Below are 24,232 nucleotides of genomic sequence, written 5' to 3' on the forward strand. Positions count from 1 at the left end.
CAGAACTGATCTGGTCCTGTGGCGTGTCGCTAAATTACGGAAAACAAGGGATATTGCGGATCAATAGTCCCGTTCGAAATACACGCCGACACCTGTGTTGCCATCCGAGCCCAAAGTGCCGCGTGCGGTCAGCGACGGGGTTAGCGTCAGGTTCAGATTAACTTCGGCCTTGCCCTCGGCGCCGACAGTCACGTCAGTATAGATGTTTTCCGAGATGTACTTGCCTGCTCGGACAGAAGCAGCCCCCGTTTCATCCGTGGTTACATCCAAGTCATCCAGGGCGAATTCTCCGCGCAGGCGCCCCAACACGCCTTCGCCACCCTTACCGGCCAAGGTGCGGACGGCTGCGGCCAGCCGCAGGGCCTGTATGGCTGAGATCTGCGTGATATCCTTGCCAAACAAAAGCCGCGCAAGCACTTCGTCCTCGGGCAGTTCAGGCGACGAGGTGAAGCTGATTTCGGGGGCCGAGGCCGGGCCAGTCACGCCAATCCTGATATCGGTATCTTCCGCTTTGGCCGTTGCCAGAAAGCGCAGGTAGGCGTTGAAATCACCTTGCAGGCTGACGTCGCCTTCGGTCAGGGTCAGGCGCTTACCCAGCATGTCCAGACGACCCCGAATTAGGTTGAATTCGCCTTGTGGGATAACGTTGGCGCTGGTGCCTGTGACACGCAAAGATCCGCCCAGCTCAGCATCCAACCCACGCCCACGGACGAAAATCTGACCGGGTGCATTCAGGGTGATGTCCAGGGGATAGGGACGTGCAGGGGCGGTGGTGCTGGGGGCGACGATCAGGCCTGCAAATTTCCGGGTCTGGCGCACGGCCGTAGGTTCACCCACATGTTCGAGCCCCTCCATCACCGGCAAGGTGCCGGGTGCGGTTTCTGGAATGCGCAGTTCGGTGCGCCCTAGGGTTAGGGCGGCCCGCAATGTGGCTCCGCCTTGCAGTGGGCCGCGCAGGTTGGCTGTGCCATCTATTGTGGTTTCAAACAGTGCTCCGTCCGTCAGGCGAAGTTGGTTCAGGAAAAGTGACAGATCCGCCTGCATGGGGGCGGTCAGGCCAATTGATCCGCTGGTTGAAATGCGCCCACCCGCGGGGATCGAGCTTTGAATGTTCACGTTCGCTGTGCCGTTGTCCAAATTGACCTGTCCGCTGTCAATATCGATGGATTGCCGAAGCCGTGGCAGCGCGAGACGTGCGTTTTGAGTGGCGATTGAGCCTGTCAATGACGACAGATCCAGCGGTCCGCGCAGGGCAAGGTCATAGCTTGCGGTACCTGTGGCCAGACGTGGGCGGATTGCTGGGTTGGCCAATGCCAGTGGAGCCGTGCCTGACATGGTCAAATCGGCGCGTGCGCCATCAGTGCTGATAGTGCCGTTTACACGTCCGTTCACGCCTGCAGGGCCGGTGCCATCCACGCTGATACGCCACGTATCTGCGGCCAGCTCGGCGCTTCCCTGTGCTTGCGCCGGGCCTGTGATTCCGTCGGCCAGAAGGCCAAGATTTGATAGGCGAGACTGGAAGGTAACGCGCGTGCCATCATCCGAAGGCTGGCCCTCGGCAGTTAACGTCAGCGCTTCATTGCGCAGGTTGAGCCGATCCAGCAAAATGGGGGCATCACCGTCTCGACCCGCTTTCAAGGACAGGGTGGTCGTGCCGCGCAGGATGGCATCTACTTGTGATTTGCCGGTGCCCAATGACTGTGTCGTGCCATCGAGAGAGACCGAGAAGCTGCCAGTGTCAGGGCGCATATTGCCGGTGGCTTCGAAGGTTAACCCACCGGACAAGCGACGCTGCGCCTGCCCGCTATAAGGGGCGAGTTGGGCAATCTTGCCCTGTGCGGATATGTCGATCTGGTCCAACACTCCATCCACAAATCCCAGCAGAGATGATGCTGTAAGTTCTGCATTGCCGGGGCCGGTAAAGCTTTTATTCACCTGCCAGTTCGCACCCGCTTGTGTCAGGATTGCAGACAGCTGTGCAGGCCCGGTCAATTTGGGATCAACAGCGCCAGAATTTGGCAAGTTTAACGTGAGGGCAGCGGTGGATCCTTGGGTTTTCAGGTCGGCAGAACCGTCCAGCCGCGCTTTGTCGGTTTCAAGTTTGAACACCGAAACACGCGTGCCGTCGGCATCGCGCACGGCCTGGACATCCAAGCTGCTTTGTCCCCCGACCAGTGCGTCCAGTTGCGGTTGGTTCACGCCCAGATCTGCGCCGCGCCCATTCAGCGCGATGTTAAACGCACCGCCTAGAAGGTTGGTTTCTCCGCTGACGTCCAGCCCAACACGCCCCGAAAGTGGCGCGCCTGCGACGCCCGAGAAACGTGACAGGTCGTGTGCGGTCAAACGCAACTCTTCGCTGCGCAAAACCACGCCTTCGGCAAAGTCAGATAAGGTCAGTGCACCGGTCAGGTCATAGTCAGCCCCAGCCAGATTAAGCCCCGAGATCGCCAGGATTGTGTCGTCCAACCAGTCAAAGCGCAATGTGCCGCTTAGGTCTGATCCAATGGCAGCGGCCAGTTCGGGACTGCCGGGATCAATGGAGCGTAGGTCGACTTGGAGTGCGCCATTGATGACGGGGTCCGTTTCCGCGTTGCCTTGGACCAATTGGCCCGAACCGGTCAGACGCGCGGCGTCAAGGCGCAGAGCGTCTTGGGTCAGGTTCGACAGGTTGGCGCTAGCGGTCCACAGATCTCCGGTTTGCGCGTCATAGGCCAGGTTCAAATCGACCGAAGACACCAGAGTAGGCGGGCCGGACATTGGCAAGCGCACGGGACTGCCATCGGGCGATGCGATCTGTCCATTCAAAGCCAAGCGTTCGGGCCAGCCACCGGGGGCAAGGGTCATGTCACCGGTCAGCGACAGGGACGCCGATGTCAACGACAGCGTCTCGATCCGTGTCGCGCCATTCGCCGCCTGTGCCGCACGCGCCGTCAGATTAACAGCATCGCCAAAGAAGCCGTGATAGTCAGAATGCACAAGTGGGGTTAGGTCGCCGGACAGGTCCACCGCGAATTGCCGGTCGGGTTTGGTGTCACCGGCCTGTTCCGACGCAGCCAGAGTTTCAAGCACTGTGACACTGCCGCTTAGTCGTTCCTGTCCATCCGTCGCCAATGCGATCTGCGCTTTGAAATCAGCGAGGGGGCCATCACCTTTGACGCTTAGGCCAAGGGCAGGGCGGTCAGGGATGTTCAGAATGGATGCCGCAAGCCCGTTTTCAGCTTCGTCCAATGCCAGTGCCAGTGACAAGATACGGGTCGTGTTGTCATAGCTGCCCGCCAATTCAAGTGCGCCCGTTGGGCCATCCAGACGGGTGACGTCGAAGTCGATATGCCCAGCACCTGACTCCAGCGATGCAGAACCTTGAAGCGAAATTGCGGCGGCCGCACCCAAGATGTCTTCGCCCAAGTTTACCCGGCCTGCGCGGATCGATCCGATGTTCAGAGATACCGGAAGTTCGGGCAAAGCAAACCCAGACGCTTCGGGTGACGGAAGGCCGGGGTCGGGGATAGGCTGGCGTAATAACGAAATCTCATCGGCTTCCAGTGCGTCGATTTTCACGTTTCCAGTCAGCAACGCGCTGCGTGTCCAAGACAGCGTCAGGCCGCGCATCGACAGCCAGATGCCCTCGCTATCGGCGATGGTGATCTCGTCCACCGTTGCTTGCGAACTGAGCGCACCCTGAAACCCAATAATTTTGATCTCGCGCCCGGTGTCGGACAGGTTGTCTTCCAGAAGTGCCTGGATATAGCCACGGTCATCGACGGCCGAGGCGTCGTTGCTTTGCCCCATCGCCATGAATGGCAAGATGATCAGCGTGATCAGGACCGGTAAGATACGGTGAAACATCAAAACGCCTGCCCAATCCCAAGATAGATCTGAACTCCGTCACCTGTGTCGCCGGAAACCGGTCCGGCCACATCCAACCGCAGCGGCCCGATGGGTGTTTTATAGCGCAGTCCCAACCCCGCGCCTGCGTGCCAGTCTCCGTTCCCTGCAAACAGGCTGTCATCACTGATATGCCCGGCATCTGCGAATGCCACGACGCCGATTGTGTCGGTGATGGTCGCGCGCAGCTCGGTCGATACGGCCAAATACGATCGCCCACCGCGCAGCCCGTCTGTTCCGACAGGAATGCCCAAAGATTGATACGGTTGCCCGCGCACGGAATTTCCGCCGCCCGAGAAGAACAGGTATTCCGGCGGGATGTCCTGTACACTGTCGGAATAGACTGTGCCCGCGTGCACACGCCCTGCCAGCACAAAGCGGTCGCCTGCTCCCAGCCCACGATAGGCGCGGGCATCGACAAAGCCGCGCGCGCCGCTTCCACCATCGTTCAAGGACAAAAACGGTGTGATTTCAGCCCGGACATAGGTGCCGTCTGTGGCATCCAACATGTCATTGCGTCGATCCCAGGTCAGGCCCACGGGTAAAGTCAGGTGGAAAAACTCTCGGTTTCCAAAGACATCTGTCGTGTCCGAGTAATGAACGCCAACACCGATTTCGCCCGTCAACGTATCTGAGAATATACGCGTCATGCCGACACCCAAATTGACGTTGCGCGAGATATAGGCCGGTTCGTCCTCGTAGGCCGCATTCACAAAGCCAAAAGCCGTGGTGTCAGGTCCAAAGGTGGCGGGTTGTTCCAGTCGCGCGCCAAGGCGGTAATCGATGCCGCCGCTTTGCCCCCCGATCCCGGTGACCTCGCCCTCGACGCGGAACCTTTCGGCACCGCCCAGAAAATTGCGGTGCATCCAGAAACCGGATAGGCCGATCCCTTCAAGGGACGAAAGCTCGGCCCCGAACCCAAAGCGGCGCGGCTTTTCATCGGCCAGCGCCAAATCGACATCCAGCGTGTTGTCGGGGTTTAGAACCTCGGCCTCGGTCAGGGCGACGGACGAAAACGCGCCCGTACGGCGCAGCCGGTTGGCGACCTTATCCAGCGCTTCGGGCGAATACACGGTTCCCGTCGGAAAGCCAGCAATTCGCGCGATGCGATCAGATCTGATGGTGCTGTCAGACGTTTGGGTCATTGTGCCAAAACGGGCTTTGGGGCCGGGTGAAAATCGTAGATCAGCGGACAAGGTCTTGCGGGTGTGATCGGCGGTGACGCGTTGCCCCGTCAGAGTGGCCTTGGGGTGTCCGGCTTGGCGCCACGACAGATGGGCTGCGTCGGCGGCGGCCTGGATTTGCGTGCTTTCGGCGCGCTCGCCACTGCGAAACCCCTTGGGCAACACGGTACCCTGCGCCAGTGGGGCCACACGTGCAGTGCCAAAGGTAAAGGGGTGTCCCGGGTCGACCGTGACGGCGATCTTGTTGATACGTGCGGGCAGGTGGAACACCGGAATGCGCCCGGCTTCGCGCCCGTCGACCAAGACCCGTACCACGCCGCCATAGTACCCGTTGGCATAGAGCACCTCGGTCAGGCGGCCATATTCTGCCAAGGCGGCGGCCATGACATCACGGGGATCGGTTTCGTCGTCCGCTTTGGCAGTTTGCACCAAAGAAGCTGCGTTGATTGCGCTTTCAAGATCGCTGTCAGCGCCCAGTACGGTGATCTCGACTTCGTCCAACGCCAGCGCAGCTTGCCCAAACACGGCCAAAGCAGCGGGCACACACACGTGGCGCCATACCGGCGCGACACTTAACTTTTTCAAACTAAAGTTCCTTGCGAGCAGCACAACATTCCCCAATGAAGAAAGCCTAGCCCGTCGGGGGGGAAAGCTCCACAGGAATTGCCGGGTCGGCAGGATTTCGCCTTGCACCCTACACGGGCTTAATCTGCAAGTTCCACATCGAACAACCGGCAGATCTGAGGTCGCCGATCTGACACGCCTGCAAGCCTTAGCATGTGCCAGACAAGTGCGGTGTTGCTGGACAGAACAGGGATCCCCAGCTCGGCCTCTAGCTGCGGGATGATGTTCAGGCACCGCAGATTTGTGCAGGATATGACCAATGCGTCGCACGGTGTGGCTTTGGGGGCGGCATTGGCAACGTGTCGGGCGGCGTTTTGAATGGCTTGTTCGGAAATTCGCGCAACCACGCGGTCATCGCTTTCCTCGAACGATCCACCAGCAGAAATGTGAAACCCCGCCTCTTCCAGCTTGTCCCGCATCCGCTGCGAAACGTCGGGGATGTAAGGTGTGATGAAGCCAAGGTTTGTCACGCCTAGGGCACGTGCAGCCGCAATCAGCGCGGCCAAGGGGTCGGTCACTTTCACGTTTGGGCGCACGCTTTGAATGGCAGCGGCCACTTTGTCGGACCCGATCACGGTCGAGGCCGACGTGCAGCCATATCCGATCACATCAAAATCCAACGATGACGGCAATAGACGGGTCGAGGCGGGCAGGTCCTTCAGCATCATCGCCAGCGTATCCGGGCGGATCTCGGTCACCATGGGGATGCGGCTGTGATAGCGCGCAACGCCGTCGATATCCGCCATTCGGGCAAACTCGGCCTCGAGCGTCTCGTCTGTTTCCAAAACGATCATGCCCAAATTGGCGCGGGTCCCGATGCCGTCATCTGTGTCAAACTCAAGTTTCAGCATAAGTGCCTCATATCACCGGCAGATCCACAGGCGCGCGCTTCGTCAACAGCTTTGCGCCGTCTGCCCGCACAACGATGTTTTCTTCATGAACCATGATGCGCCCATCCCCATAAGAAAGCGAGGGTTCCAGTGTCAGGACCATGTTTTCCTCGATCACCGTGTCGTCAAACGCGGCGTGGGATGGCCATTCGGTCAGCTGCATGCCCAACCCGTGCCCCAATCGCCCGACATCTCCGCCCTGATCATCAAGTTCTGCGATCACGGCCTGCATGGCGTGAAACAGTTCGCGACAGGTGGTGCCGGGGCGTGCAGCAGCAATGCCGGCTTCTGTTGCGCGCCACAGAACATCATAGGCCCGGCGCGAGGCATCGTCGGCGCGTCCAACGGCCCAGTTCCGGTCAAAGTCGCAGTAATACCCATCCCACGTGGCACCGGTGTCCAGCATGAAGATATCCCCGCGTTGCAACGGTCGGGGCGAGGGCGGCGAGATCACATCGTGATACCCCCCCTGATCCGCGCCGCCGACCAGATAGGGCACGTCATCTGCGCCCTGATACAGCGCCTCGCGTCGGAACAGCCGGAACAGATCTTCGAATGCCAGCCCCTCGCGGGCAAGTTTCGGTACTTCGTCGAATGTGCGGGACCCGATAGAGCAGATATGGGTCAGTTTTTCGATTTCGGCCTCGGATTTCACCATGCGCAGGGCGCGGATCAACGGTGTTGCGTCCGTAACCTTCAAGCCGGGCAGGGCGGCCATCAATCGTTCATAGTCGCCCAATGGCATGCGAAGATGGGTCTCGTGCCCCTTCAGCATGCCCAACCGTCCGCCTGTGTCGGCGACAGGGGCCAAAAGCTCGGTCAGCAAGCTGATCCCATCATCGGACGGGGCGGGCGCGCTCCAGGTGCGGATGTCGTCAATCCACGTCTGGTGCATCAGCTCGGCTCCGATTTCCGGGATGATCGCGATGGGTTTGCCAGCTGCCGGGACGAACAAGAACCACGGTCGCGTGGGGCTTTGCCAAAACAGCGTATGGAAACCGCTGAAATAGCGAATTTCCGGTTCGGTCAAAAGCAACAGCCCGTCCAGCGCGTGCTGCGCCATAAGGGCTTGCAGCTTTTGGGTGCGCAAGGCGAACTCGCTGGCTGGAAACCCGCGTATCGGCGCGTTTGGCGCACCAAGGGGAGGCTGCACATTAGACATGATCAGCACCAGCCATGATGGCTTCGAAAATGGCCGGATCGGTGACACCTTCGGAACCAATCAGCAAAACACGTGAATTTGCATCCAGACCAAGCGTGTCAGACAGTGCCGGATCCTGCCGTGCAGCGATCAGCGCTGCCAATCCCGCCACCGCGCTTTCACCTGCCTCGACCACGTGATCTCCGGTTTCGCCATTTGCCAGCAGACGCACTGTCGGGGCGACTATGCTGTCGGGAATGGTCAGGAAATCTGCGGCCTCTTCCGTCAGGATGCTCCACGCCATTTCGGAAGGCTCTCCGCAAGACAGACCCGCCATGATGGTTTCTTCGGCGATCTCGAACGTTGTGGGCTTGCCGGATTTCGCGCTGTCGAACAAACAGGCCGCCAGTTCTGGTTCAACGATCACCACACGAGGCGAAATATCTTTGTAATACTGTCGCAGGCCTGCTGCGACCGAGGCTGCCAGCCCGCCCACGCCGCCTTGCAGGAAAACATGTGTGGGCGGCTGTTCCAGTGTCTCGCAAACCTCGCGAGTCATGACGCCATAGCCCGCCATCACATCGCGGGGCGGTTCGGTATAGCCGTCCCATGATGTGTCCGAAACCACGAACCAGCCGTTTTCTTCGGCCTCGGTTTTGGCCAAGATGACCGATGCGTCATAGTCGCCGTCGATGCGGATCACGTCGGCACCCAAATTGCGCATCGCCTCGGCGCGGCCTTCGCTGACCTCGGCGTGGATATAGATGCGGCAGGGTGCGCCGAACCGCTGACAGCCCCACGCCAAGGATCGCCCGTGATTGCCATCGGTGGCCGACACTAAGGTGATCTTTGCGCAGGCCTCGCGGTGTTCGCCGCTGCGGATCTCTTCCAAGCTGGCATCACGGCCCAGCTGCGTAGTTAACTGGCGTTGTAACACGCGCAGGGCGGCATAGGATCCCCCCAGTGCTTTGAAGCTGCCCAGCCCAAAACGGGCCCCTTCGTGTTTATAGTCGATCCGGGCAACGCCCAGCTGGTCGGCCAATCCGTCAAGCGACACCAATGGGGTTGGCGTGTATCCATCCCAGGCCATGATCTCGTCGCAGGCATTTGCGAAGTCTTGTTCGGACAAAACACGAAACGCAGCTTTCGCAGCGGTTGGGTTTCCTGCCGTGTGGCACAAGGTGGCCGTATTGAAAATATCTTTCATGATCAGTCCTTTCGGGCGGGCAGGCGATCCTGCACGAGCTGTGTCCAGAACGCGGCCCCAATGGGCAAAAGCGCGTCGTTAAAGTCATAATCCGAGGCGTGCAAGGGCTGGCCATGCGCGCCCTCGGTGCCATTTCCAAGCAGCAAAAAGCAGCCCGGAACGGCGGCAGAGAAATGAGCGAAATCTTCCGAAAAGCTCATTGGTTGGCGATCCGGGATAACGTCACATCCTGCCTCTTGCGCAGCGCGGCAGACGGCTTGTGTTGGAATGTCTGCATTTATGGTTTCGATGAACTCGGTTTGGAAACCGACGGTCGCAGTAACCCCATGGGCCGCGGCTACTCCATCGGTGATCTGGCGCATGAAACGCTCGATCGCGTGACGGTCATCCGGCGTGCGGGCGCGCACATCTCCTTTCAATACGGCACGCCCCGGCAACACATTGCGCTGTCCGTCTGTCACGAACTCGGTCACCGAGACCACAGCCCCCGCACCGGGGGGAAGTTTGCGCGACACGATGGTCTGCAGGGCTTGCACAAGTTCGGCTCCGACGGTGATCGCATCCACCCCAACCTGCGGCATCGAGGCATGGCCCCCCTGACCTTGAACGGATATTTCAAACAGGCTTTCGCTGCTACAGATAAGGCCGGGCCGGGTCGACACCTGACCCACCGGCGCACCCGGCAGATTGTGAATGGCATAGACCTCGTCGATTGGGAAACGTGTCAGGGTGCCATCGTTGATCATGGCCTGAGCACCAAGCCCATGTTCTTCATTCGGTTGGAAGATGAACACCACAGTGCCGTCAAAATCCGCGTCATTTACCAGCGTTTCAGCCGCGCCCAGCAACATGGTCATATGTCCGTCATGCCCGCAGGCATGCATCACGCCAGGGGTGTCCGACGGGTAATCGTGATCCGAGGTTTCAAGGATCGGAAGCGCGTCCATATCTGCCCGCAAGCCGATGGCGCGATTTCCTGTGCCTTTGCGCAATATGCCGATGACGCCAACACCTTCATGCACTTCAATCCCCATATCGCGAAGATGCTGGGCAACCATGGCTTTGGTTGCGTCTTCTTTAAAGCCAAGCTCGGGGTGGCGATGAAACTGTCGCCGCAATTCAACCAAGTGATCCACGTAGTTCTCCTGTTTCGTCTGCATATCATAGCGAGCTTCCAGGCATGTTGATCGTCGAAATTTTTCAAAGGCTTTCTGAAAATTCTTGTATATCGGATCAGATGATATGATTTTCGGACCATGGACGACAAAGACCTTCAAATCCTCAGCTTGGTGCAATCGAACGCGCGCCTAACCGCAGATACCCTTGGCGAACAGGTGGGCCTGTCCCCGGCGGCGGTTCAAAAGCGCCTGAAAAAGCTGAAAGAGACTGGCGTGATCGAACGTGAAATCGCAGTGCTTTCTCCGTCCAAGTTGGATCGGGAACTCACTGTGATTGTTGAAGTCATTTTAGAGCGAGAGAACCGGCAGAAACTGGATGCTTTCAAGAAGAAGATGCGCAATACGCCGTCGGTTCAGCAGTGCTATTACACGACCGGCGAGGCGGATTTCCTGCTGATACTATCCATGCGTGACATCAAGGAATATGAAGCTTTCACGCAGGAGCATTTCTTTGAGGCCTCCAATATCAGCCGTTTCAAAACCTCGATCGTAATGGACCGGGTGAAGACGTCTTTGGATGTGCTTTAGCGCGGTTCTTGTACTGGTTTGACGATGTATCCTGCCTTCCCTGCGACTGGCGTGCACCTCAAAATGTCCCGTGACATTATGGCGGCGATCTAATGTGGCAATGGCGGGTCCTGAAACTCGCGGCAGAGTGGTTCAGACAAGGCAACCTTTGATGCTTTCATCAGCTTAGCAAAAGTCGCGAATGGTAGCAGGTGTTTTGCTTGCTCGTGTGGGTGGCGAGCACTGCCTGCAGCGCGTTGGGAGCGTGGGGCGTCGTCAGTTTCGGGGCAGGTGATGCCAATAGTGCCCTCCATGGGATGGCCCAGCTCGGTTGTCCAGTTAAATGGGGTGTCGTGATCTCGGGATGCATATCTGTCTCCGCGTTAAAGTGGAGCTCTCTGATTATCATCAGTCGACGGGCACGCTCTGCGGACACGCGGGGGACGTGGGTTCGCGGGGAAAAACAGAAAATGCATGTGTGGACCGGCTTGATCGCGGGCAGGAACGCGCCTGCGCCAGTAAAAACCGGTTTTTCAAAGTTTGAGGTGGGGTAATGAAATGGTCAAATGCACCTCTTAAGAATAGGAGGTGCCGGGCAATGGGTCAGAAGTTCTGTGCAAGCTTTTGTGCAAAGCTTTGTGCAACAAAAAAACCCGCCCGATTTCTCGGAGCGGGTTTTTTGTTTTCAATCAATGCCTTGCGGTGTGATTGGCTCCGGCGGTAGGGATCGAACCTACGACCAATTGATTAACAGTCAACTGCTCTACCGCTGAGCTACGCCGGAACATGGGGGGCTTATAGCTAGGGCGATTTCGGGCTGCAAGAGGCGAATTTAACTTTTTTCGTCCATCATTCGGAAAAATGCATTGGCCTCGAGATGTGGAGCGGCGCTCACGATTTCGCGGGTCGCCAGGTCAATCAAATGGGCAAAGACATTTCGCTCGGCGGCGGGGATCAAGGCGCCTGGTGTATCGGTGTAGATTTCCCGAGTTAGGCTGGACACAGATGCTGTTTTCATTCGTGTCAAAGCGGTACGGATCTCGGCCTCGCGTGTTAGACGGTGCTGAATCAGCCAGTTCAACCTTGTCGCCGGATTATCAATTTGACCGCCATGAGCCGGATAGAAAACGCGGTCCTTACGGGCGGCCAATTTGTGGCACGAGGCCATAAACGCAGTCAGGTCACCATCGGGTGGTGACACAAAAGAACTGGCCCAAGCCATAATATGGTCGCCTGTAAAAACAGCGCCTTGCGTGGCGAAGCATAAGTGGTTGGCGAAGTGGCCGGGGGTCCAGATGGCCTCGATTTGCAGTCCGCCTGCGGTGAAGATCTCTCCATCCGACAGGGTGATGTCGCACTTGAACGATGCATCCACGCCCTCGCCGCCGGAACTCAACCCGCGTTCCACGAGATCACGCATGACGTCGCTGCGACCTGACTGCGCGTCTCCAAAGGCTAGGACGGGGGCTTTGGTTGACTCAGACAGGATGCGTGCCAGTGGAGAGTGGTCCAGGTGGGCATGAGTCACAAGAATATGCGTGATACGTTCGCCTTGCTGAAGCCCGTCCAGCAGGGCTCGCATGTGCGAAAGATCAGGTGGCCCAGGATCGATCACAACCACATCACCTTCCCCCAGAACGAATGTATTGGTGCCCCAATAGGTCATGGGTGAGGGGTTGGGCGCGATGATCCGGCGTATGCCGGGTTCGATCCGTTGCATGATACCTGTACCGGGCGGTGTTGCGTGATCAGGTGCCATCAGCTTGCCTTTCGATGTCCTAACTCTTCCTGACGTGCGACCTGCCGCTTGGCAAGCGCGCCGCCGCGTCATAGGGTCGAGCCATGTCGCAGGTAAATCGTTCTTCTCGCGCAAGTTGGCGTGATTTTGCTTGGCTGAAACGGGCCATGCCGCGCGGGCTATACGGCCGTGCAGCTCTGATTTTGATCGTGCCCATCGTCACCTTGCAGCTTGTTGTTTCTGTGGTTTTCATACAGCGGCACTTCAACCGGATCACAGTACAGATGACCGAGGCGGTGGTTGCCGAGGTGCAGCTGATCGTCAATCGGGTGAACGCAGCCCGCACAGTTCAAGAGGCCTTGGTGCGTGCTGAAACCATCGCTTTGCCGCTAGGTATCCATTTGACCTTACCGACGGAACCTGTGGAATCTCAGCGCCGCCTGACGGATTTCACCGGTCCAAGGGTTGAAAGCACATTGCAGCAAGGGGTGCCGGGGTTCATCGGCGTTGATCTTCTGACAAATCGTTCATTGGTGTTCATCGCGGTTGCCACGGATCACGGGGTTTTGGGGGTTGTGTTGGATCGTGGGCGGGTTTCGGCTACCAATCCCCACCAACTGCTGGTCCTGATGGTCGTCACGGGCTTTTTGATGACGTTGATCGCATATCTGTTTTTACGAAATCAGCTGAGACCGATCCGCCGTCTTGCACGTGCGGCGGAAGCATTCGGGAAAGGGCAGGTGGTGCCCTATCGCCTGGCCGGCGCGACCGAGGTTCGGGCTGCTGGCAAGGCGTTTCTAGACATGCGCTCGCGTATTGATCGACAGATCGAACAGCGCACCTTGATGTTGTCCGGGGTCAGTCATGACCTGCGTACGCCTTTGACGCGGCTACGCCTTGGGCTTTCCATGGTCGAGGATGAGGCACGCGTAGATCTTGAGCGGGATGTTGAAGATATGGTGCGTCTTGTGGACGGTTTTCTTGGGTTCGCACAGGCTGACGCGCTTGAAGATGCCCCCGAGTCCGTGGATCCCGTCGGCCTTATTTATCATTTAGCAGAGAACGCACAGCGCGCCGGAATGAATGTGGCTTTGGGCGAGGTCGCGGATCTTGGCAAGCGCCCATTCCGGCGGGCAGCACTTGAGCGGGCATTGGACAACCTTCTTGCGAATGCAACCCGCTATGGTTCGCGCGCACGTCTGTCGTTGCTTCTTGGGCGCGCAGACATGCGCTTTGTTGTTGAAGATGACGGGCCAGGGATTGCTGTCGAAGACCGTGAAGAAGCTATGAAACCTTTCGCGCGGCTCGACAAATCCCGCAATCAAAACAAAGGCTCGGGCGTTGGTTTGGGGCTTGCGATCGCCAGCGACATCGCCCGCAGCCATGGCGGTCATTTGCGTCTGGGGCTAAGCGAGGATTTGGGGGGATTGAAGGTTCAGCTTGTCTTGCCGTTGTGAACCTGCGCAGGTGTGCAACTAGCGCTGGTCCCAATCTGATGCTTTGATTTTGAAGCATATACCATTGCTAGGGACGACGGTCAGCCCGTCGCATGCTGCTCTCTACGGTATCGGATTTGGAATGAACGAGACGAATTCGCGGGTGGAAATGGGTGTCGCAGGTGAGCTTGTCCAAAGCGATGGTGAACTTCTTTGTCGCACATGGAATGTGGTATACAGCTTTTTGCAAGGGGTTAGCCCGTTTTGCATAAAGCAACAGAATTACCCAGGTGCTGGCAACCGTGTGTTGAAGGTAGGGTGAGCTTCGTCATCAAGTTGCAAGACGGCACCGGAGATACCGTACGTTGTGGTCCGCCGACCTAATCGCGGATCAATTTTCACCGGGTGCTCGTCGTACAGGCACATATTTGGCGAAAAATGACGCTGAGCGTAAGACTGTTGACAGATACCGTACAGTTTTAATACCAAAGGTGTATTGATGACATTGGATATGATAGCCAATGGGCTTTCCGGCTGCGCACTCGTGATCGCAGTCTATATTGGGCAATGGGAGGGTTGTATGTTTGGTTTGGTCCTTTGGTACAACGAGAAAAACCAAAACGGCTTAGTCTGGTGCGAAGACCAGGGGCCATTGGCCTGCATTTGCCAGAAAAACACGATTCTGGAGGATTTGGAAACGTTAAGGCAAGGGCAGCTCATTCGCTGTAAGGTTGCCAAGCGTGATGGCATACGCACCGTCTTGATCGTTTCCGAAGTTGAAAAGGACATTCCGTCAGAGGTGCTTCGCGAAATCTTGACTCGTAAACGGACAAACTTTGGGAAGTCGTCGCTGCAAGTCGTCGCCTAACCCCCCGGTTCTTAAAGAGGAACGCCCGGTTGAAGTTCCAGCCGGGCGTTCTTTGTTTTTGTAGAGGTTTTTACGCGCCGCGCGACAAGGCGGCGACACCGGTGCGCGCGACGTCGCTTAGCCCCAAGGGCCGCATCAGATCCGCGAAAGCATCGATCTTCTCGGTCGTGCCGGTGATTTCAAACACGAAGCTGTCCAGCGTGCTGTCCACAACATTGGCACGGAAGATATCAGCCAGACGCAGGGCCTCGACGCGCTTGTCGCCTGATCCCTCGACCTTCAGCAAGGCAAGTTCACGCTCTACCGCGGGGCCTTCGACGGTCAAATCGTGGACTTCGTGTACTGGAACAATTCGGCCCAGCTGCGCTTTGATTTGCTCGATCACGGCAGGGGTGCCCGTCGTCACGATGGTGATACGCGACAGGTGACCTTCGTGGTCAACTTCGGCCACGGTCAGGCTTTCGATATTATACCCACGTCCGGCAAATAGGCCAATTACCCGCGCCAAAACACCCGCTTCGTTATCGACCACACAGGCCAGCGTGTGGCGCTCAATGATGTCCGAGTTTGGGTCACGTAGGTCATAGGCTGACTTGCGGGAAGAGCCTTTTTTGATTTTTAGTGCAGACATTTAGAGGCCCTCCTTAAACCAGTGTTGCGCCAGCGGAACCGATAACGCCTTGCGTCTCGGCTTCGCCCATCAGCATGTCGTTATGCGGTGCGCCCGACGGGATCATCGGGAAGCAGTTGGCGTGTTTCTCGACCAGCACGTCCAGAATGAACGGGCCGTCATAATCCAGCATTTCCTGAATGGCGTCGTCCAGTTCGGCAGGGTCAGAGACCTGACGGCCTTTGCAGCCAAACGCCTCGGCCAGCTTCACGAAGTCCGGCAGGCTTTCCGACCAGCTGTGCGAATAGCGTTCGCCATGCAGCAGTTCCTGCCACTGGCGCACCATGCCCAGACGCTCGTTGTTCAGGATGAACTGCTTGATCGGTGCGCGGAACTGAACCGCGGTGCCCATTTCCTGCATATTCATCAGCCATGACGCGTCGCCAGCCACGTTGATCACGCAGGCATCGGGATGCGCGATTTGCGCACCCAGTGACGCGGGCAGGCCATAGCCCATCGTGCCCAGACCGCCCGAGGTCAGCCACCGGTTCGGGTCCTCAAACCCAAGGAACTGCGCGGCCCACATCTGGTGCTGGCCCACTTCGGTGGCCACATAGCGATCCTTGTCTTTGGTCAGTGCTTCAAGGCGTTCCAATGCGAACTGCGGCTGGATGATCTTATCGGTGTTGGAGTAGCTCAGGCAGCGGCGCTCTTTCCATTCGCCAATCTGCTCGGACCATTTGCCCAGACCGTCTTTGTTGGTTTTGCGCCCGCGTGCTTTCCAGACCTTCAAAAGATCCTCCAGTACATGGCCCACATCGCCAACGATCGGCAGATCAACATGAACTACTTTGTTGATCGAGCTGGGATCAATGTCGATATGCGCCTTTTTCGAGTTCGGGCTGAACGCGTCAAGGCGACCGGTGATCCGGTCGTCGAAGCGGGCGCCAACGCAGATCATCAGATCACAGTCATGCATGGCCATATTGGCTTCGTACAAACCATGCATGCCCAACATGCCCAGCCAATGTTCACCCGAGGCAGGGTAGGCGCCCAGACCCATTAAGGTCGAGGTGATCGGAAAGCCAGTTGCATCCACCAGTTCACGCAGAAGCTGGCTGGCTGCAGGCCCCGAGTTGATCACGCCGCCACCGGTATAGAAGATGGGGCGCTCGGCCGTTTCCATCAGCTCGGCCAGCTCGGTGATCGCGGCAATATCGCCGCGCACCTGCGGCTGATAGTGGCCGATTTCGGTCTTAGCGGGCGGCGTATAGCTGCCGGTTGCGAACTGAACGTCCTTGGGGATGTCTATCAGCGTTGGTCCCGGACGACCTGACGTCGCCACATGGAACGCCTGATGCAGCGTCTCGGCCAGCTTATCGGTTTCTTTCACCAGCCAGTTATGTTTGGTGCAGGGGCGGGTGATGCCAACGGTATCGGCCTCTTGGAAGCCATCTGTGCCGATCATGAAGGTGGGCACCTGTCCGGTCAACACAACCAGCGGGATCGAATCCAACAGCGCGTCGGTCAGGCCCGTCACAGCGTTCGTCGCGCCGGGTCCGGACGTTACCAGAACAACACCGGGTTTACCTGTCGCGCGGGCATATCCTTCGGCGGCGTGAACCGCACCTTGTTCGTGACGCACAAGGATGTGACGAATGTCGTTTTGCTGAAAAATCTCGTCATAAATCGGTAGGACAGCGCCCCCGGGATAGCCAAAGACTGTGTCCACACCCTGATCCTTCAGGGCTTGGACTACCATTTTCGCTCCGGTCATCTGACGTGTCATCTTCTTCTCCATTCCACGTGCGCTTCTCATAAAAAAGCCCCCGATCATCTCGGGGGCGCATGGGGTTCCAATATGGTTCCGTTACCGGCCCATGCGCCAATTTCCAACAAGTACTAGGACGCTGCGCATTGCAGTTTTTCCCGTGTTCTTGCCCAAGGGGATCCTTGAAGGCTTCATCAATCTGTGCGCGGGACATTATGAGGGCATGTGGGGGGCGTCAACAGCGAAAGCGCGTATAAAATGTCGCGCAGACGAAAATTTTGTAATTTTCGGTCTGTTTTTGGCGGGTTTCTGGAAATTTATGGAAATGGGGCGCCGGATTTCATCCACGTGCATGCAGAAATGGGGATCTGTGCACTGCTCTGTTGGGGATCACGCGTCGCGGTGGGGCTTTCCAGCTGTGTCGGGCAGGGTAATGCCAGCCACCTGTTCGGCAATCGGGTCCGTAGACAGGGGATGCAGTTCGGCCGAATAATCTTCGTCGACATTCAGAGGCGTCCAATGATTGTCGCGATAGATTTCAATCGCCGAAAAGGATGCCTTGTAATCCATCTTCGGACTGCCAGGCACCCAATAGCCAAGATACACATAAGGAAGGCCCGCGTCGCGCGCGATGTCGATATGATCAAGGATCATATACGTGCCCAAAGATTTGCTTTGCCATTCTGGGTCATAGAAGGAATAGACCATCGAAAGCCCGTCTTCCAACACGTCCGTCAAACACACAGCGCGCAGGGGGCCAATGGCATCGTCTCCGGGGTGTTGATCGGGGCCGCGCTCGGCATATTCAATCACCCGGCTTTTGATCGGCGTTTCCTCGATCATTGCGGCGAACTCGAACACATCCATGTCTGCCATGCCCCCTTCGGCATGGCGCGTGTCCAGATAGCGTCGGAACAATTCATATTGGTCTTCGCTGGCCCAAGGCGCACGGGCACGCCGTTCCAGCATTGCATTGCGTTTCGCCGTGCGGCGCTGGCTTTTGCTGGGTTTGAAATCTGCAACGCGGATTCGCGCTGACAAACAGGCCGAGCATTCTGCGCAAGAGGGCCGATACAGCACGTTCTGCGATCGGCGAAATCCTTGCTTTGACAGCGTGTCGTTCAACGTCTCGGCATGCTCGCCTTGAAGGGCTGTAAACAGCTTACGCTCCATCCGGCCGTCAAGATATGGGCACTCTTGTGGTGCGGTCACATAAAATTGGGGGGCAAGCGGAAGGGTATGGCGCATGGTCACTCGAAATCACGTCAAATCGTGACGAGCCTAGCCTGTCCATATGGGGTCGGGCAAGCCCCCGTCGTTCCACAGAGTAAACAGGACCCGAGAACGGGGGCTTGGGGGAGGGGTTTTAGCGACGTTCCGCCGTGCGATTGATGGCGGCTGTCCCCAGCACCATGTCGGCCAAACCTTGGCCACGCGCTGTGGTGAACATCATGACGATCGAGATGATCTGAAGAACAAAGGTGGTCATGGACAGATAATAGCCCAACGTGTGCAGCGCGGCGGTCTGGCGGTCAAAGCGTTGCCCGTCGTGACGACGCAGTTCGATCGCTGTGAAACGCATACCGATCGTCGCAGATCTACTGTTCAGCGTGGTCATCCGATAGACAAATCCGACGGCCAGATAGACCAAGCCCCACAGGAAAAAGCCAATGCCAAAGGTCAAAAGTCCGATCAGGATACACATCCCGACGATCAGAACGACATCAATAAACCAGGCCAAAAGACGTTTCAGTGTCACATCCTGATAGAACTCGGCCTGCGTATCAGGATCGGGTAGGCCCCAATGGTCCGCGCTGTGAGAATGGCCGTGATAATCGAAAGACTGCGTCATGAGTTCAAAAGATCTCGTTTCAGGTTAAAGGAAACCCGGCCCGAAGGGGCCGGGGGAACAGTAAGCCTGCGTTCAGCTTACTTCTTTTTGCGCGTGGGTTCATCCAGGATTTCGACATCTTCAGCCCGGTCGTCTGCGTCGTCGTCCATATCCTCGTCTTCAATATGCGAGCTGCGGGCGGCTTCGGCGCGTTCGTCCATGAACTGGTCGAACTCGGACTTGTCCTTGGCAGCGCGCAGGCGCTCAAGGAAGGCTTCAAAAGCTTCCTGTTCGCTCATCAGGCGGCGCAGGGTTTCAGCCTTATAGGCGTCAAACGCGGTGTTGCCCGAGCTTGCAAAGCCGTGGCGATGCGACATGTGACGGTCCTGCCAAGCCTGGCTGTCATGGTTGCGGCGGTGAGAACAGGATTTAGAAAACATGCGTTTGCTCCAGATCATATAGGCCAGAAGGGCAAGGCCGACGGGCCAGAACAGGATGAAGCTGACGACCATGGTGGCGATCCAGGCGCCTTTGCCACGTTCGTCCAGCCACGCCTCGGTGCGGGAAAACCAACCACGTGGGGCGTTTTCGTAGCGGGTGGTGTGGGCGGCGGTGTTCATATTGGTCTCCATCGTTCTGTCTGCGTTACGTTTAATGTGAATGTCTTTCACATGACTAAGATGTGGGGTTTTCGTGGTTGGGTTCAAGGATGTATGTGAAAGTATTTTACATTATTTTTCTAAGGGGTTGAAGACACACAAAAAAAGCCGCCAAAACTGGCGGCTTTCAATGGTGCGTGACGTTGGATTAGCTGCGCGAGCCAAACCACATGCGGCTAAGAAGCCCATTTTTCAACTTGAATTGGTGATAGGCCCAGCCGGCCAGGTGGGCCAGAATGGTCAACATAAGAAGTTTTGACAGGATACCATGCGCTGTACGCGGAATAAGGTGATCAAAGCTTTCGGGCAAGGGCGCACCGGATCCGAAGAACACGATATCTGGCAGGCCCGCGCCGATCGAAATGCCGATGCCGCTGGCGACCATCAAGAACACAAGAATATAGAGAACCCAATGCGCTGCGCCGCCAGCAAAATTCAACAGACTGTTGCCGGTATCTGCTTTGGGCGGATGCGTGCTGCGCAAACGCGTGACAAGGCGCACAATCATCAGCACGCCGACAATAATACCGATCGACATATGCCCGCGCAGGCTGAACATTTTGTCTGGGTGATCGTTCGGAAGGGCGGCAAGAACATTCGAGCCCATGACCAAGGCGACAATGATCATCAGGGCAAGAAGCCAATGCAGGGCGACAAGTAATGGGTGATAACGTTTCATGGCTTTTCTCATTGGCTAGTAACTTTCAACACGATACTTGCAATTGCAAATATTGCAAGCAGAAAGTTGCAATTGCAAATGTTGGCGCTTATATTGAGGCCGAAAGCAGAAACAGACTTGCCAAAGTGTGACCATGAACAAGCCCACCCCAGTCCACCCAGAATTGCGCGACCAAGCGCATCAGACGCGTACCACCAGCGCTGGTTGGATGCTGCAACGCCTGGCGTGCATGACTGAAACGCAGATGCAGACCCGTCTTAAAGTGCACGGGTTGAAGATGGATCATTTCATCGTGCTTATGGCGCTTACCGAGAAAGAAGGCGCCAGCCAGACCGAAATCGGCGAGGGACTGCGACTGGCGGGCTATACAGTTTCGCGTGCACTGGATGCGCTGGAAAAGCAGGGGCTGGTTGAACGCAAACAAGACGCGCAATCCCGTCGCACACATCGTGTGTTTTTGACGGATGATGGTCGGGCGCTTATGCCCAGTATCTTTGGGATCATCGGCGATCTGAACAAAGATCTGCTGGATCAGTTGCCCGCCGAAGACCAGCAAGAATTTCTGCGCCTGTTGACAGTTTTGACGCAGGCAGTGGGTTCTGGATGCGGCTGAAACCTAAGTAAAGTCGCCGGGAACTGCGCCACATATGCGGATCAGATCCGCGGGGGGCGCAGGGAAAACGTGCCGCGGCGTGCCTGCAGCAGCCCACACTTCCTCAAATTCCAAAAGACGCGCGTCATAGAAAGCGCGAACCGGACTGGTCAACCCGACAGGGGACACACCTCCGATCGCAAATCCAGTTTCGGCGCGGATCAGTTTCGCATCTGCTTTGCCCAACGTCTCGCCCGCCAGCGCCGAGGCTTTCACCGCATCCACCTGATTTCCGCCCGCCGTTAGAAACAACACCACATGACCCGAGCTTTCGCCGCGAAAGATAATGGATTTTGCAATCTGATCTATCTCGCACCCACAGGCGCGGGCGGCATCCGCAGCGGTGCGCGTGCCTTCGGACATTTCCACCACATCAATGGCGATGCCTGCGTCTTCAAGCGCAGCTTTGACCCGTTTTAGACTTTTGGACATATTGGTTCCTGTCGTGTTCAGCGATCCTTAACGGGACAGTAGCCATTCATCTCCCATGATCAAGCTGGTCCGTATGGTCGCAACCTGCTTTCCCATGTTGACCCGCCCCGCCGCCCGGCGCAATTTGCGCATATGAGCCAGAATTCTTTCGCTGCCCGCATCACCCGTACTCCCATCGCATACGAGGCCGAACCCGCCGCGGATATCGACGCGCTGTTTGCGGATTTAACGCCTGATCTGCGTGGAGTGTTGTCGGGAGCGGCTGGCTGCTCACCCTATCTGAAGGGATTGATGGAGAAACAGGCGGGTTGGCTGCGCGAGGCGCTGAGCATTGCTCCTGAAGACGCCATCCGCACCGCGATGAACGACATGAACCGCGACAGCGACAGCACCTTGCGCAAATCCCTGCGCGTGGCAAAGCAGCGCATCGCGCTTCTGACCGGGCTTGCCGATTTGGCAGGGGTTTATCAGCTAGAGCAGGTGACCGGTGCGCTGACAGATCTGGCGGATTTCGCCACCCACTCGGCAATGACCTTTCAGGTGGGCAACGAAATCCGGCGCGGCAAACTGCCGGGTATGACTGAGGATGATGTTGAGATCGCCGGGGGAATGGTCGCGCTGGCCATGGGCAAGATGGGGGCGCACGAGCTGAACTATAGCTCGGACATTGATCTGATCATGCTGTTTGACGACAGCCGCTTCGAAGGCGCCGATTTCCACGAGGCACGTGCCAGCCACGTCCGCGCCACCCGCAAGATGAGCACAATGCTGTCTGAACTGACGGAAGATGGCTATGTTTTCCGCACGGATCTGCGGCTGCGCCCGGACCCGTCCGTTACGCCGGTCTGTGTCTCGATGGAGGCGGCAGAGCGCTATTATGAAAGCCTTGGCCGCACGTGGGAGCGTGCCGCCCATATCAAGGCGCGCCCTTGCGGTGGCGATATTGCAGCGGGCGAGGCCTATTTGGCACGTCTGCGCCCTTTTATCTGGCGCAAGCATCTGGATTTCGCGGCCATTCAGGATGCCCACGACATGCGTTTGCGTATCCGCGAGCATAAGGGGCTGCATGGCGATATCACACTGCCCGGCCATGACATGAAACTGGGCCGTGGTGGCATTCGCGAGATCGAGTTTTTCACGCAGACCCGTCAAATCATTGCCGGGGGGCGCGACGAAGGATTGCGGATGCGTGGCACAGTACCGGGATTGGCTGCGCTCGCAGACAAAGACTGGATCCCCTCGGATGTGGCCGAAATTCTGACCCGACATTACCGCTTCCACCGCGAGGTTGAACATCGTGTGCAAATGTTCCGCGATGCTCAGACCCATAACCTGCCCAAATCAGATGATGAGTTCGACCGTTTGGCGCGGATGATGGGCGAGGGGGATACCGATGTTCTGAAGAGCCAGATCCATGATGCGTTGGCCGAAGTGCACGAGGTGACCGAAGGCTTCTTCGCGCCCGATGACACAACTGCTGATGGTCGCGAACTGACCGAAAGCGAGGTCGAAATCGTGAGCCGGTGGGAGACCTATCCCTGTCTGCGTTCGGCCCGCGCGGTCGAGATCTTCAATCGCTTGAAACCTGATCTGTTGGCGCGGCTGGCCGATGCGCCACGTCCGCATGACGCGCTGATCCAATTCGATGGGTTCCTGAAGCGGTTGCCCGCAGGCGTTCAGCTGTTTTCCCTGTTCGAGGCAAACCCAACGCTGGTTGATCTGATCGTCGATATCGCGGCAACGGCACCGGCGCTGGCTGCTTATCTGGGACACAACGCCCAAGTTCTGGACGCGGTGATCGGGGGTGGCTTTTTTGAACCGTGGCCGGGCGGTGAGGCGCTTGAGGCAGAGCTGGCCGCGCGTCTGGAAAAGGCACCTGATTACGAGGCGAAACTGGATGGCGCCCGCCGCTGGATGAAAGAATGGCATTTCCGTATCGGCGTGCATTTCCTGCGTGGCCTGATCCAGGCACGTGAGGCGGGGGCTCAGTATACCGACCTTGCCGATGCTGTCATTCGCGGGCTTTGGCCAATAGTTGTGGACAATTTCGCGCTGAAACACGGCACTCCGCCTGGGGCGGGGGCTGCGATCATCGGAATGGGATCCTTGGGCGCGCGGTCGCTGACGGCCACATCAGATCTGGATCTGATCATCATTTATGACCCGCAAGGCGTGGATATGTCGGACGGACGCCGCCCCTTGGCGACACGCCCGTATTATGCGCGTTTGACGCAGGCCTTTCTGACGGCTCTATCTGCACCGATGGCGGAAGGACGGCTCTACGAAGTCGACATGCGTTTGCGCCCCTCGGGGCGGCAAGGGGCTGTTGCCACCTCGATTGAAAGCTTCAAGTCCTATCAACGAGACGAAGCCTGGACGTGGGAGCATCTGGCCCTGACGCGGGCGCGCGTGGTTGCCGGACCAGATGTGCTTGCACAGGATTATGAAACCGCGCGGGCCGAGGTGCTTGCGGTTAAGCGCGACCCGTCCAAGGTGATCTCGGATGTGATCGAGATGCGCAACCGGATCGCAGACGCGAAGCAGGCGGGCGGCGCATTGGACGCCAAGCTGGGTGAAGGCCACCTGCAAGATGTCGAGCTGGTTGCCCAGGCCGCAGCGCTTTTGTCGGGTGACACGCCTCGCACGCCAGATCAACAGATCGCGCAGGGTGTCGCCATTGGGTGGTTTTCTGACGCGCAGGGGCGCGATATGGCGCAGTCCCACGACTTAATGTGGCGCTTACAGGCCGCGTCGAAACTTCTCTCGGATGGTCCTTTGGATCTGGACAGTTTAGGGCAGGGCGGGCAAGGCTTGCTTTTGCGCGAGACCGGGGCAGAAAGCGAAGCCGCCCTGATCAGGGATCTGGAGGACAAGGCGCGGGCGGCAGCCCTTGCCATCGACGAAGTGCTGGCAAACCCACCCGGGTGACGCCGCCGGAGG

At 57.8% G+C, this 24,232-nt stretch carries 19 protein-coding genes and 1 tRNA gene; 5 read left to right on the forward strand and 15 right to left on the reverse strand.

Translation table 11 applies throughout. The annotated features are described in order from the left end of the window. Positions 1–60 precede the first annotated feature (60 nt). The 6 genes from FIL88_RS05295 to FIL88_RS05320 all read right to left on the reverse strand — a co-directional run bounded on the left by FIL88_RS05295 (position 61) and on the right by FIL88_RS05320 (position 10,091). On the reverse strand, positions 61–3,846 hold the full coding sequence (locus FIL88_RS05295; protein WP_142852743.1) for a translocation/assembly module TamB domain-containing protein: 3,786 nt from the start codon (positions 3,844–3,846) through the stop codon (positions 61–63). Next, positions 3,846–5,654: an autotransporter assembly complex protein TamA gene (locus FIL88_RS05300; RefSeq protein WP_246066614.1), complete on the reverse strand. Its 1,809-nt coding sequence runs from the start codon at positions 5,652–5,654 to the stop codon at positions 3,846–3,848. Before FIL88_RS05300 ends, FIL88_RS05295 begins: the two co-directional genes overlap by 1 nt. Positions 5,655–5,773: 119 nt before the next feature. Next, a complete protein-coding gene (locus tag FIL88_RS05305; RefSeq protein WP_246066615.1) occupies positions 5,774–6,544 on the reverse strand; it encodes a maleate cis-trans isomerase family protein in 771 nt (256 codons plus the stop codon). A gap of 7 nt (positions 6,545–6,551) precedes the next feature. Beyond that, positions 6,552–7,745: a M24 family metallopeptidase gene (locus FIL88_RS05310; RefSeq protein ID WP_142852744.1), complete on the reverse strand. Its 1,194-nt coding sequence runs from the start codon at positions 7,743–7,745 to the stop codon at positions 6,552–6,554. Beyond that, positions 7,738–8,931 carry a diaminopropionate ammonia-lyase gene (locus FIL88_RS05315; protein ID WP_142852745.1) on the reverse strand — a complete coding sequence of 398 codons (1,194 nt, stop codon included), beginning with the start codon at positions 8,929–8,931 and terminating at the stop codon, positions 7,738–7,740. The genes FIL88_RS05310 and FIL88_RS05315 overlap by 8 nt, the downstream gene beginning before the upstream one ends. A 2-nt stretch (positions 8,932–8,933) precedes the next feature. Beyond that, the gene (locus FIL88_RS05320) at positions 8,934–10,091 is read right to left on the reverse strand and encodes an amidohydrolase (RefSeq protein WP_142852746.1); all 1,158 of its coding nucleotides are present in this window, start codon (positions 10,089–10,091) and stop codon (positions 8,934–8,936) included. A 96-nt stretch (positions 10,092–10,187) separates the two neighbouring features. Between FIL88_RS05320 and FIL88_RS05325 the strand changes: the two genes are divergently transcribed. Next, positions 10,188–10,637, forward strand: a complete 450-nt coding sequence (locus FIL88_RS05325; RefSeq protein WP_142852747.1) for an Lrp/AsnC family transcriptional regulator — start codon at positions 10,188–10,190, stop codon at positions 10,635–10,637. 688 nt (positions 10,638–11,325) lie between these two features. Here FIL88_RS05325 and FIL88_RS05330 read toward each other — a convergent pair. Together FIL88_RS05330 and FIL88_RS05335 are read right to left on the reverse strand one after the other, a co-directional pair. Next, positions 11,326–11,400: transfer RNA gene (locus FIL88_RS05330), tRNA-Asn, on the reverse strand. 48 nt (positions 11,401–11,448) lie between these two features. Then, the gene (locus FIL88_RS05335; RefSeq protein WP_185960846.1) at positions 11,449–12,375 is read right to left on the reverse strand and encodes an MBL fold metallo-hydrolase; all 927 of its coding nucleotides are present in this window, start codon (positions 12,373–12,375) and stop codon (positions 11,449–11,451) included. 146 nt (positions 12,376–12,521) lie between these two features. Here FIL88_RS05335 and FIL88_RS05340 point away from each other — a divergent pair, with 146 nt between their 5' ends. Continuing rightward, complete coding sequence (locus FIL88_RS05340; protein WP_142853460.1) at positions 12,522–13,811, forward strand: ATP-binding protein; 1,290 nt, start codon at positions 12,522–12,524, stop codon at positions 13,809–13,811. Between the two features lie 478 nt (positions 13,812–14,289). Continuing rightward, positions 14,290–14,658: a hypothetical protein gene (locus FIL88_RS05345; RefSeq protein WP_142852748.1), complete on the forward strand. Its 369-nt coding sequence runs from the start codon at positions 14,290–14,292 to the stop codon at positions 14,656–14,658. Between the two features lie 70 nt (positions 14,659–14,728). On the opposite strand, the gene ilvN is transcribed toward FIL88_RS05345, so the two are convergent. From ilvN to FIL88_RS05375, 6 genes are all read right to left on the reverse strand, one after another. Beyond that, a complete protein-coding gene (gene ilvN, locus FIL88_RS05350) occupies positions 14,729–15,289 on the reverse strand; it encodes an acetolactate synthase small subunit (protein ID WP_142852749.1) in 561 nt (186 codons plus the stop codon). A 13-nt stretch (positions 15,290–15,302) separates the two neighbouring features. Continuing rightward, positions 15,303–17,057 carry an acetolactate synthase 3 large subunit gene (locus FIL88_RS05355; protein ID WP_142852750.1) on the reverse strand — a complete coding sequence of 585 codons (1,755 nt, stop codon included), beginning with the start codon at positions 17,055–17,057 and terminating at the stop codon, positions 15,303–15,305. 372 nt (positions 17,058–17,429) lie between these two features. Beyond that, positions 17,430–18,287, reverse strand: coding sequence for an arginyltransferase (locus FIL88_RS05360; protein ID WP_142852751.1), 858 nt, complete (start codon positions 18,285–18,287; stop codon positions 17,430–17,432). A 118-nt stretch (positions 18,288–18,405) separates the two neighbouring features. Then, positions 18,406–18,891: an RDD family protein gene (locus FIL88_RS05365; protein ID WP_142852752.1), complete on the reverse strand. Its 486-nt coding sequence runs from the start codon at positions 18,889–18,891 to the stop codon at positions 18,406–18,408. Between the two features lie 77 nt (positions 18,892–18,968). Continuing rightward, positions 18,969–19,490 carry a DUF2852 domain-containing protein gene (locus FIL88_RS05370; protein ID WP_142852753.1) on the reverse strand — a complete coding sequence of 174 codons (522 nt, stop codon included), beginning with the start codon at positions 19,488–19,490 and terminating at the stop codon, positions 18,969–18,971. Between the two features lie 187 nt (positions 19,491–19,677). After that, the gene (locus FIL88_RS05375) at positions 19,678–20,208 is read right to left on the reverse strand and encodes a cytochrome b (RefSeq protein ID WP_142852754.1); all 531 of its coding nucleotides are present in this window, start codon (positions 20,206–20,208) and stop codon (positions 19,678–19,680) included. A gap of 133 nt (positions 20,209–20,341) precedes the next feature. Here FIL88_RS05375 and FIL88_RS05380 point away from each other — a divergent pair, with 133 nt between their 5' ends. After that, positions 20,342–20,821, forward strand: coding sequence for a MarR family winged helix-turn-helix transcriptional regulator (locus FIL88_RS05380; protein ID WP_142852755.1), 480 nt, complete (start codon positions 20,342–20,344; stop codon positions 20,819–20,821). A gap of 3 nt (positions 20,822–20,824) precedes the next feature. Here FIL88_RS05380 and FIL88_RS05385 read toward each other — a convergent pair whose 3' ends face one another. After that, a complete protein-coding gene (locus FIL88_RS05385) occupies positions 20,825–21,292 on the reverse strand; it encodes a YbaK/EbsC family protein (protein ID WP_142852756.1) in 468 nt (155 codons plus the stop codon). Between the two features lie 132 nt (positions 21,293–21,424). Here FIL88_RS05385 and FIL88_RS05390 point away from each other — a divergent pair, with 132 nt between their 5' ends. Further along, positions 21,425–24,220, forward strand: coding sequence for a [protein-PII] uridylyltransferase family protein (locus FIL88_RS05390; protein WP_142852757.1), 2,796 nt, complete (start codon positions 21,425–21,427; stop codon positions 24,218–24,220). Positions 24,221–24,232: the final 12 nt, after the last annotated feature.

The organism is Aliiroseovarius halocynthiae, from assembly GCF_007004645.1.
Lineage (GTDB): Bacteria > Pseudomonadota > Alphaproteobacteria > Rhodobacterales > Rhodobacteraceae > Aliiroseovarius > Aliiroseovarius halocynthiae.